Annotated in this window: 10 protein-coding genes; 8 read left to right on the top strand and 2 right to left on the bottom strand. The window is 53.9% G+C overall.

Features of this window, described 5'->3' with window-relative positions; all coding sequences use genetic code 11:
- Window positions 1–211: FAD-dependent oxidoreductase (locus tag MVD07_RS02210; RefSeq protein ID WP_297498051.1), on the bottom strand; the 211-nt coding region annotated here is incomplete at its 3' end.
- A 412-nt stretch (window positions 212–623) separates the two neighbouring features.
- On the opposite strand from MVD07_RS02210, the gene MVD07_RS02215 reads away from it, so the two are divergent.
- The 5 genes from MVD07_RS02215 (at window position 624) to MVD07_RS02235 (ending at window position 6687) form a co-directional block, all read left to right on the top strand.
- Window positions 624–1241, top strand: a complete 618-nt coding sequence (locus tag MVD07_RS02215; protein ID WP_297498054.1) for a MarC family protein — start codon at window positions 624–626, stop codon at window positions 1239–1241.
- A 39-nt stretch (window positions 1242–1280) separates the two neighbouring features.
- Window positions 1281–2588 carry a histidine--tRNA ligase gene (gene hisS, locus MVD07_RS02220; RefSeq protein ID WP_297498071.1) on the top strand — a complete coding sequence of 436 codons (1308 nt, stop codon included), beginning with the start codon at window positions 1281–1283 and terminating at the stop codon, window positions 2586–2588.
- 198 nt (window positions 2589–2786) lie between these two features.
- Entirely contained in the window at window positions 2787–3083 is a 297-nt protein-coding gene (locus tag MVD07_RS02225) for a hypothetical protein (protein WP_297498056.1), read from the top strand.
- 58 nt (window positions 3084–3141) lie between these two features.
- Window positions 3142–5883, top strand: a complete 2742-nt coding sequence (gene alaS / locus MVD07_RS02230) for an alanine--tRNA ligase (RefSeq protein ID WP_297498073.1) — start codon at window positions 3142–3144, stop codon at window positions 5881–5883.
- A gap of 438 nt (window positions 5884–6321) precedes the next feature.
- Window positions 6322–6687, top strand: a complete 366-nt coding sequence (locus MVD07_RS02235; RefSeq protein WP_297498058.1) for a hypothetical protein — start codon at window positions 6322–6324, stop codon at window positions 6685–6687.
- On the opposite strand, the gene MVD07_RS02240 is transcribed toward MVD07_RS02235, so the two are convergent.
- Window positions 6662–7414: a Nif3-like dinuclear metal center hexameric protein gene (locus tag MVD07_RS02240; RefSeq protein WP_297498060.1), complete on the bottom strand. Its 753-nt coding sequence runs from the start codon at window positions 7412–7414 to the stop codon at window positions 6662–6664. The genes MVD07_RS02235 and MVD07_RS02240 overlap by 26 nt on opposite strands.
- 97 nt (window positions 7415–7511) lie before the next feature.
- On the opposite strand from MVD07_RS02240, the gene MVD07_RS02245 reads away from it, so the two are divergent.
- The 3 genes from MVD07_RS02245 to MVD07_RS02255 all read left to right on the top strand — a co-directional run.
- Window positions 7512–9281 carry a tRNA uridine(34) 5-carboxymethylaminomethyl modification radical SAM/GNAT enzyme Elp3 gene (locus MVD07_RS02245; RefSeq protein WP_297498063.1) on the top strand — a complete coding sequence of 590 codons (1770 nt, stop codon included), beginning with the start codon at window positions 7512–7514 and terminating at the stop codon, window positions 9279–9281.
- 9 nt (window positions 9282–9290) lie between these two features.
- Entirely contained in the window at window positions 9291–9815 is a 525-nt protein-coding gene (locus MVD07_RS02250; protein ID WP_297498065.1) for a YkgJ family cysteine cluster protein, read from the top strand.
- A gap of 20 nt (window positions 9816–9835) precedes the next feature.
- Window positions 9836–10257, top strand: a 422-nt coding sequence (locus MVD07_RS02255) for a hypothetical protein (RefSeq protein ID WP_297498068.1), incomplete at its 3' end; no start/stop codon positions are given.

Consider the following 10257-nt stretch of genomic DNA (forward strand, 5'->3'; position numbering starts at 1 on the left):
CGCCGACACCGCTCATTATGTGACAGGGCTGGCAGCCTATGCAGTAGCCGAGCTCGTACATAGGGCAGGTTCTCTGGTCAACGTCTCCCCCTTCCTCTATTACCAGAATCTTAAAATCGCTCTTTTCCGAGAGCTCGTAGGCCGCGAATAGGCCCGCAGGCCCGGCTCCGATTATCACAACGTCGTATGCCTTTCTGTTTCCAGAAACCATGTTTCCCTTGCCGGGGTGTATGTGTAAGGCCTTAAAAAACTTTTGGCATGAAAATGGTTAGCTTTCCCCAAACTTTTTCAAACTTTTAACTTTTCAATGCCAACAACTGCCCGAAACCCTTAAACTTGTGGGGGTTCATGTTTATTAGTGGGCACTATGGAGCCGTTTGGGAGTCTCTCCAGTGGAAAGGCCAGCAAGGTTGGGAAAGCTTACTTTTTTTCTTCTGAAAGCCTCGCCCTTTAGGGCGGGGAGGAGGTCAGGGCTGTTGTAATCCCTTTCCTCCTGAAGTGGGCGTTCTCGCGGGAATAGAAGGCCCGCCAAAGGGCATTCATCACGGCTCAGCCAGTGTCGGTTTTGTCACCGCCTCTCAGGGTTAGCATAGCTTTTTAAGGTGGTTTCGGCACTTCCCTACATGAGCGAGCTCTCCACGATACTCAGCTCGGCCCTGCTGATGCTCATAATGGTTGACCCGAGTGACAAGATACTCCTCGTTACTTTCCTCCGCGAGGACTTCGGGATAGAGGACATAAAGGTCCTCATCGTTAGGGCCAACCTCATAGGCTTTTTCCTCTTAGCGAGCTTCGCAGTTGCAGGCCAGATAATACTCCAGGACATCTTCCACATAGACATCAACGCCCTGAAGGTTGCGGGTGGCTTTGTCCTCTTCAAGATAGGCCTGGAGGCTCTTGAGAGTGGTGGGATGTTCACCCTGAGGAGGGAGAGGGACATACTGGCACTAGCGGCCGTCCCGGTTGCGATGCCCCTGATAGCGGGTCCGGCAGCCATAACCGCCGTCATAACCCTGACGGCTGAATACGGCTACACGGTCTCCCTTTCGGCAACGGCTATAGCGATAGCGACAGTAGCCATTTCAATGTTCATAGCCCTTTACATGATGAAGTCCGTGAACAAAACAGCGCTTAGCATCACGATAAGGATAATAGGCCTCTTCATAATGGCGATTGGAGCGCAGATGATGGTGGAGGGCGTTATCGGAATCTACCTGCTCATGGTGAACGCGGGAGGATAAGCTTTTAACTTCCGGAGAAGCTTTAGTGGGGGGATGGAGATGAGGATTGAGCGCGTTAAGGGGACGAGGGACTTCCTTTCGGAGGAGATGGCGAAGCGCAGGTGGGTCTTCGAGAGGATACGTGAGACCTTTGAGCGCTACAACTTCCGCGAGGTTCTAACGCCCACCTTTGAGTACACGGACTTATTCAGACTGAGGAGCGGTGAGGAGGTCGTTAAACAGCTCTACGCCTTCACTGACAAAGGTGGGAGGGATGTCTCTCTCAGACCGGACATGACTTCAAGTGTTGCAAGGCTCTACGTGAACAGGTTTCAGAATGCACCGAAACCGGTAAAGTGGTACTACATAGCCAACATGTTCCGGTATGAAGAGCCTCAGAGCGGCCGCTTTAGGGAGTTCTGGCAGGCAGGTGTTGAGCTCATCGGGAGTGATAAGGTTGAAGCTGACGCCGAGGTCATAGCCCTCTTCGCCCAGAGCTACCTCGCGACCGGCTTGGAGGACTTCACGGTCAATATCGGCAACCGCGTTCTCCTCGACGAGTTCGCTAGGATGCTTGGCGTCAGGGACGACATCGGCCTTATGAGGCTCATAGACAAGAAGGACAAGCTCTCAAGGGAGGAGTTCGTTGATGCGCTAAAGGACTTCGGGCTGAGCGATGAAGGGATTGAAAAGGTTCTCTCGCTGGTTGAAATCAAAGGAAAGCCCGATGAGGTTCTCCCGATGGCGGAGGAGCTCTTCACGAGCGGGGAAGCCAGAGCCGAGATAGATAGGCTCTACGAACTCGTTGACCTCCTTGATGCCTATGGCGTCTCGAAGTGGGTAAGGATAGACCTCGGCATAGCGCGCGGTTTTGATTACTACACGAGCGTCGTCTTCGAGGCGATAGCCCCAAACGACCTCGGAATTGGCTCGATTGGAGGCGGGGGGAGGTACGACAACCTCATAGAGGTCTTCGGAGGGAAGCCAACGCCAGCGACCGGCTTTGCCATAGGTCTTGAGAGGCTAATTCCCATACTCGAATGGAAGGGCCTTCTGCCCGAGATGAAGCTCAGACCTGAGGTTTACGTCATCCCGATAGGTCAGGGGAGGGTCGTTAAGAAAGCTGCCATAGAGGTCGTGTCTGCCTTAAGGGGGGCCGGCGTTGAGGCTGACGTAGAGCTCACGGGTAGGAAGCTCAGGAAGGCTCTCGACTACGCCGGCAGGCTTGGCATTTCCTTCGTCGTCCTTGTGGGCAGGAAAGACCTCGAAGAGGGCAGGGTAACGGTCAGGAACATGGAAACTGGGGAGCAGAAGGCGGTGGAGATTGAAGGGGTTGTTGATGAGATGGCCGAGCGCCTCGGCCTCTGATTCAAGAGTCCTCGTAAACGGCAACGTTCGGTATGGAAGGCCGTTATGGCCTTTTTTCAAGCCTCACCCTTAGCCGGGAGGAGGTCATCTTTTAAAGGTTTCGTGGGGCAAAGTATAAATGGCTTCAGGAGAACATCAGTGGGATGATGAGTCTGGAGCCCCCTGATTGGTGAGGAGGTTTCGCGGGGCTGACCGAAAATGATAAGGGAGCGCCTCTGCAGGGAGTACACCGAGGAGATAGAGAGGCTCGAACGCTCCCTTAGGGAGCTTGAGGAGGAGATAACGGAGCTCAGGATGCAGCTCAGGATGAAGGTTAAGGAAGTCACCGACCTGAGCGTCGAGAACGCTAGCCTGAGGCACAAGGTTGAAATGCTCAAGAGGAGGCAGGACGCTGTACTGGAACTCCTGAAGAGGCTGAACCTCCCTGTGGTGGTAGTTGATGGGGAGAAGTTTGAGGACGTCGATGTTGACCTCGGGCCCGACATGAGGGATTAGAAAACCTTAATTAGGCTCCCCCTGTTCTTAGGTTTAACTGGAAAAGGTGGTGGTTCTCATGGGCATGGATATGACGACGAGGATGTTTAAGGAGGAGGGGTGGATTAGGAAGCAGTGCCCGAAGTGTGGGAAGTTCTTTTGGACGCTCGACCCCGACAGGGAGACCTGTGGGGATCCGCCCTGCGATGAGTACCAGTTCATAGGAAAGCCTGGCATTCCGAGGAAGTACACGCTCGACGAGATGCGCGAGAAGTTCCTGAGCTTTTTCGAGAAGCACGGGCACGGAAGGGTTAAGCGCTATCCCGTCCTTCCGCGCTGGAGGGACGATGTGCTCCTCGTCGGCGCTTCAATCATGGACTTTCAGCCTTGGGTCATAAGCGGAGAGGCTGACCCGCCGGCGAACCCGCTCACCATAAGCCAGCCATCGATTCGCTTTACGGACATAGATAACGTCGGAATAACGGGAAGGCACTTCACGATATTCGAGATGATGGCGCATCATGCCTTCAACTACCCGGGCAGGCCGATTTACTGGATGGACGAGACGGTTGAACTTGCCTTCGAGTTCTTCACTAGGGAGCTCAAAATGAAGGCTGAGGACATAACCTTCAAGGAGAACCCCTGGGCCGGCGGTGGAAACGCTGGGCCTGCCTTCGAGGTTCTCTACCGCGGTCTGGAGGTTGCGACGCTCGTATTCATGCAGTACAAGAAGGCCCCGGAGAACGCCGACCCGAGTCAGGTAGTTGAGATAAAGGGCGACTTCTACGTCCCGATGGAGACGCGTGTTGTGGATACGGGCTACGGCCTTGAAAGGCTGGTGTGGATGAGCCATGGAACTCCAACGGCCTACGACGCGGTTCTCGGCTACGTCGTCGAGCCGTTGAAGAAAATGGCGGGCATAGAGAAGATAGATGAGCGCATCCTCATGGAAAACTCCCGCTTGGCTGGAATGTTCGACATCGAGGACATGGGAGATCTGCGCTATCTGAGGGGGCAGGTTGCCAAAAGGGTTGGCATAAGCGTTGAAGAGCTTGAAAAAACCGTCAGGCCCTATGAGCTCATCTACGCGATAGCCGACCACACCAAGGCTTTGACCTTTATGCTGGCTGATGGGGTTATACCCTCAAACGTGAAAGCCGGCTACCTTGCGCGTCTGCTGATCAGGAAGAGCATAAGGCACCTCCGCGAGCTTGGCCTGGATGTTCCGCTGAGCGAGATAGTTGCGATGCATATCAAGGAGCTTTCGCCGACCTATCCAGAGTTCAAGGAGATGGAGGATGTAATCCTTGACATAATCAACGTTGAGGAGAGGCGCTATCAGGAGACATTGAAGAGGGGAAGTGACCTCGTGAAGCGTGAAATTGCAAGGCTCAAGAAGAAGAACATTAACGAGCTCCCTCTGGAGAAGCTCATCCTCTTCTATGAGAGTCATGGCCTAACGCCCGAGATAGTCAGGGAGGTCGCCGAGAGGGAGGGAATAAGGGTTCACATCCCGGACAACTTCTACACACTCGTTGCGAAGGAAGCGGAGAAGACCGAGAGGAAGGAGGCCGGCAAATACGTCGTTGACTTTGAGCTGGTAAAGGATTTACCAGACACGAGGACGCTCTACTACGAGGACCCGTTCATGAGGGAGTTCAACGCCGAAGTGCTCGGGGTCATAGGTGACTGGGTGGTCTTGGATCAGACGGCTTTCTATCCAGAGGGCGGGGGCCAGCCCTACGACACCGGAACCCTCGAAGTGAACGGCGAGGCGGTCAAGGTCACAAACGTCCAGAAGGTCGGGAAGGTAATCCTCCACAGGGTCGAGAAACCGGGGCTCTTCAGGCCTAGGGCGAAGGTTCACGGGAGGCTCGACTGGGACAGGAGGATACAGCACATGCGCCACCACACCGGAACGCACGTCCTAATGGGCGCGCTCGTTCGCGTCTTGGGAATGCACGTCTGGCAGGCCGGGAGTCAGCTCAGCACCGATTGGGCTAGGCTGGACATTTCCCACTACAAGCGCATAACCGAGGAGGAGCTGAGGGAGATTGAGCGCCTAGCGAACCGTGTCGTTATGGAGAACAGGGAGGTAACCTGGGAGTGGCTCCCGAGGACGGAGGCAGAGCAAAAGTACGGGTTCCGCCTTTATCAGGGGGGAGTCGTTCCCGGAAGGGTAATCAGGGTTCTGAAGATAGAGGACTGGGATGTTCAGGCCTGCGGTGGAACTCATCTACCGAACACCGGCCTAATCGGCCCGATAAAGATTCTGAGGACGGAGCGCATACAGGACGGCGTTGAGAGGATTATCTTTGCAGCTGGTGAAGCTGCTATAACCTGGATGCAGGAAACCGAGAGGATACTCAAGAGAACCGCTGAGGTATTCCGTGTTCCACCTGAGAAGGTGCCGGAAACAGCGGAGAGGTTCTTCAACGAGTGGAAGGGGGCTAGGAAGGAAGCCGAGAAGCTGAGGAAAGAGCTGGCAAAGCTCCTCGTCTACGAGCTTGAGAGTGAAATCGAGAGGGTTGGCGGAATAGAGTTCATCGGCAAGGTGGTCGAGGGAAGGATGGACGATCTCCGCGAAGCTGCAAACAAGCTCAGAAAGGAGAAGCGCGTTATCGCCCTCATCACCAAGGAGGGTCACTTCGTCGTTGCTGTCGGAGACGGCCTCGACCTCAACGCGGGAGAGCTGGCGAAGGTGATAACGAGTATAGCAGGCGGCGGAGGCGGCGGAAGAAAGGAGCTTGCTCAGGGAAGAATCAAGAACCCACTCAAGGCGGAGGAAGCCATTGAAGAGGTGAAGAGGAAGCTTGAATGACCTAATATTTTTCTACAATTATTTGGTGGGGGTGTGTTATGGTTTTAATTCATCTATGTACGGGTGATTCTTGTGGAAATTGCATAAGCTGTTTTAAGAACCTTTCTCAGCAATATCCTCAGATATTAAGGCACTTTAGGGCATCTTCTGATTATTTCAATTCTTATTGTACACATAAAGACATATTTGAGATAGTCGGCGATGCTGTAACTCCCAAAGATGTGATGCGTGTAGTTAATTGCATCTTAGGCTTAGGAGGCTTAAAGGGAAATAGAATAGGCAAATACTTTTCAAGTCGCCCTTCAAGAGATATCTTCCTTTATCTTGTCAACGCCATTAATTATGATGAAATTAATTGTAATGAAATTGGTATGTTGATACACCATCTGGTGGAACATGGTTTTAAAAGCCTAAATCTTATGTGTGCGCTTATCTGAGGTGTCCAAAATCAAGGTCAAAACCCTAACGCGGGAAATTATCGCGCTCTCAGAGCAACTTGGTCTAAAAGCTATTCCGGAGTACAGGACAGGAGACGGCACGAGGATAGACGTGGTGGTCCTCAAGGGTGAAAAGAAGCTCGTTGCAATTGAGCTTGAGGCCTCTTTCAAGTGGTTTCCACAGAGGCTTCTCTACGACGTTGTGAAGGCCCATAGAGCTGGCTTTCCCGAGCTGTGGGTTGTTTCCAACTTCAACTCAAAGCCGGGGTGGATAATCAACTATGCCGACGAGCTCGGCGTTTCTCTCAGGCTTCTGAAGGAAAAAGAAGTTCTGGATGAGCTCAGAGGCCGGTGGGTTCGTCTATGAAGAGGACGTCAAGGCTAAACTTCTCCTTCAGGAGCTCCATGAGGGCCTTAACTCCCAGGGTTTCCGTCTTGTAGTGGCCAGCAACTAAAACGCTCTGGGGAAGATCCACGGCCGTTAAGTAGTCAGCGTGTCCAAACTCACCGGTTATCAAAAGGTCAATCCCCCTCCTCCAGGCCTCCTCAAGGGCGAAGGCTCCCGCCCCGCTCACCGCTCCGACCGTCTTTATCTTCCTCTTCCCGAACTCGTAGGTTTTAACAGTTGTATCGAGCTTCTCCGCTATTATCTGGGCCACCTTCTCAATCGGCTGGCTTTCCTCAAACTCGCCCCAGAATCCTATGGAAAGGCCCCTGTACTCCCCGAACGGGCCCTTCGGCTCAAGGTCGAGGAGCCTCAAAAGCCCGATGTTGTTCCCGACCTCCGGGTGGGCATCCAGCGGGAGATGTGCGACGTAGAGGTTTATCCCGTTCTCGAAGAGGGCCTTTAAGCGCTTGTAGTGTACCCCCGTTACGTAGCTCAGCCCGCCCCATATCATGCCGTGGTGCACAACCAGCATGTCTGCTTTTGCCTTTGCGGCCCTCTCGATGGTTTTCAGAGTGGTATCAACGGCAAAGGCAATACGCTCGACTTCAGGCTTTCCCTCGACCTGAAGGCCGTTGCTGGACTTGTCTGGATAGGCTGAAATTTGGAGGTATTCGTCCAGGAAGGCAACCAGCTCGTCGCGGTTCATCTGTACCACCTAGTTCACTTGGTGAATTATTCACTAACTGAATTACCTCCACAAACCCTTTTAAAACCGCACCATAGAGGGGTCAAGAGGTGGTGAGATGGAGGATTTTGAGAGGGCCGTTGAGGAGATAGCGAGGGCCGTCTTGGCCGGCGAGATAAAAACTCGTGAGGAGCTCAACCGCTACAAGATAGCCGTCTCAAGGAGGTATCACCTCTCGAAGATCCCGGGTAACTCGGATATTCTGAGGGCCATCCCGGAGGAGGAGCGTGAGCGCTTTAGGGAACTCCTCAGGCGAAAGCCCACCAGAACCATAAGCGGCGTTGCCGTCGTTGCTATGATGACAAGGCCTTTTCCCTGTCCGCACGGCAGGTGCATCTACTGTCCCGGGGGGCCGGCAGTTGGTTCCCCGCAGAGCTACACTGGAAAGGAGCCTTCAGCTCTGAGGGCAGTTCAGAGCGCCTATCATCCCTACATCATCATGATGCGCCGCTTAAAACAGCTCACCGATATAGGCCACGACGTTGATAAGGTTGAGGTCATAATCCAGGGAGGGACTTTTCCGGCCGTTGACCTCGATTACCAGGAGTGGTACGTCAAAGAGGCCTTCAAGGCCATGAACGACTTCCCGTACTTCAAAGATATTGAGAACCTTGAGGATAAGCTCGTCAGGCTGATAGTCAAGGGAGATAAGTCAGTCTTTGAGGAAGACCCCAAGTTCAGGAATGCATGGGAGAGAACCCACAGCAAGCCATACTACTACCTTGAGGACGAGCAGAGGAAGAACGAGAAGGCCAAGGTCAGGATGGTCGGCTTAACTATAGAGACGAGACCTGACTGGGCCTTTGAGAGGCAGATAGACAGGATGCTCGGGCTGGGAACCACCCGCGTCGAGCTCGGCGTCCAGACTATTTTCAACTTCATCCACGAGAGGACTAAGCGGGGGCACGGCGTCGAGGAGATAGTTAGGGCCACCCAGCTTTTGAGGGATGCTGGTTTGAAAATCAACTACCACATAATGCCCGGTTTGCCGGGAAGCAACTTCGAAAGGGATCTGTACACCTTCAGGACGATATTTGAAGACCCGCGCTTTAGGCCGGACATGCTCAAGGTCTACCCCACCCTCGTCACCGCCGATGCACCGCTCTACGCCTGGTATAAAGCTGGAAAATACCGGCCCTACACTACCGAGGAGGCAGTTGAACTGCTCGTTGAGGCCTTCAAGTTCTTTCCCAAGTGGGTCCGCGTCATGAGGATTCAGCGCGACATTCCGGCCAAGCTCATAGTTGCCGGCGTTAAGCACTCCAACCTCGGTCAGCTGGTCTTCAACGAGCTGATTAAGCGCGGTATGAGACCGAGGGAGATTCGCTTTAGGGAGGTTGGCCACCAGATGCAGAAGTTCGGGATTGAGCCCGAGGTTGAGCACATAAGGCTCCTCCGCGAGGACTACGATGCGGCTGGCGGGAGGGAAATCTTCCTCAGCTTTGAAGATGTGAAAAACGACATCCTCATAGGGTTCTTGAGATTGAGGATTCCGAGTGAAAAAGCCCACAGGAAGGAGATAAACTGCTGCCCGTCGGCTATAGTCCGGGAGCTCCACGTCTACGGCCCGCTTGTACCGATAGGCGGAAAGCCACGCTATGAATGGCAGCACCGCGGTTACGGCAGGGAGCTCTTAAGCGAGGCCGAGAGGATAGCTCGCGAAGAATTCGAGGTAAAGAAGATGCTCGTCATAAGCGGCGTTGGGGTGAGGGAGTACTACCGCAAGTTCGGCTACAGAAAGAACGGCCCCTACGTTTCAAAAAGGCTTGACAGGGGCTACGCTGACTACAAAAAGAGCGGGGAGTTCGATGCGCATCTCAACACCTGAGGTGATTTCATGCGCTTCAAGCCGAGACCCTTTACGAAACCTGTGGGTTTCAGATGCCTCTACTGCCTCGACTGCTGTCGGGGAAGACACGTCTATCTAACGTTGAGGGACGTAGAGAGGCTTATGGGAGAGGGGGAAGACCCCGAGGAGTTCCTTACACTTTCTATCGAAGGGGGTAGAATCCGCTTCGTCCTCAGCGTTAGGGAGTGGGACCTCGGCTGCGTCTTCCACGACCCTGAAACCGGGAGGTGCCGGGTTCATCCGGTGAGACCCCTCATATGCAGGATTTACCCCTTTATGGTCTCAAGAAAGCCCCTGGGAATTGAGGGAGAGGAGCCCTTTGAGTACAGTGGAGAAACCCTCTGGCTCTACTACGACGGGAGTTGCCCGGGGATAAACGCTGAAGAGCCTGAAACGACAATAACGCCGGAGGAAATAGCCGAACTTGGCATCGAGTTCGAGGGGGAGCTTGGAGAAACTAACATGGACGGTCTTGTGAGGCTGATCAAGGGGGATAGCGAAAGGTATATTTAGGGGCCCCTTTATCTGCCACTGTGGTGCCTGTGAGGGACAAGGTTCTCGCGGGGATTTTCATCTTCCAGGCCCTCTTCAACATGTTTGGGATGGGCTTTCCGGGGTTCATAATAGGCGATTCCTTCATCCCAAGGCCCTTCTATGGGAAACTCGCCTGGACGGGGCCCTACCTGGTTGTTGTATACTTCCTCCTCGGGATAGCGAGCATCTTCTACCTCACCGCCCCGGGGAAGGCCGGCAGGGGGAGGGCACTCGGATACGCATACTTTACCGTTGGCGCCTTGGGTTCCCTGATGGGCGCTGGCATCTTAGGCCTAGGCTCTGGAAGGCCCGAGTGGTTCATCATAGCCTTCCTCCTCACGTGGACGCTTTCATCTATCCTCGGATTTCTGGTCATCAGAAAGGTTGAAGGCCTTGAGCTCTGGCTGTCCGCTTTGGCCGT

It is taken from the genome of Thermococcus sp. (genome assembly GCF_027008145.1).
Classification (GTDB): Archaea; Methanobacteriota_B; Thermococci; order Thermococcales; family Thermococcaceae; genus Thermococcus.

Excerpts from the sequence above, each read along its gene's own strand:
- MVD07_RS02215 (WP_297498054.1), top strand. The coding sequence starts at position 624 with ATGAGCGAGCTCTCCACGATACTCAGCTCGGCCCTGCTGATGCTCATA.
- hisS (WP_297498071.1), top strand. The coding sequence starts at position 1,281 with ATGAGGATTGAGCGCGTTAAGGGGACGAGGGACTTCCTTTCGGAGGAG.
- MVD07_RS02225 (WP_297498056.1), top strand. The coding sequence starts at position 2,787 with ATGATAAGGGAGCGCCTCTGCAGGGAGTACACCGAGGAGATAGAGAGG.
- alaS (WP_297498073.1), top strand. The coding sequence starts at position 3,142 with ATGGGCATGGATATGACGACGAGGATGTTTAAGGAGGAGGGGTGGATT.
- MVD07_RS02240 (WP_297498060.1), bottom strand. The coding sequence starts at position 7,414 with ATGAACCGCGACGAGCTGGTTGCCTTCCTGGACGAATACCTCCAAATT.
- MVD07_RS02245 (WP_297498063.1), top strand. The coding sequence starts at position 7,512 with ATGGAGGATTTTGAGAGGGCCGTTGAGGAGATAGCGAGGGCCGTCTTG.
- MVD07_RS02250 (WP_297498065.1), top strand. The coding sequence starts at position 9,291 with ATGCGCTTCAAGCCGAGACCCTTTACGAAACCTGTGGGTTTCAGATGC.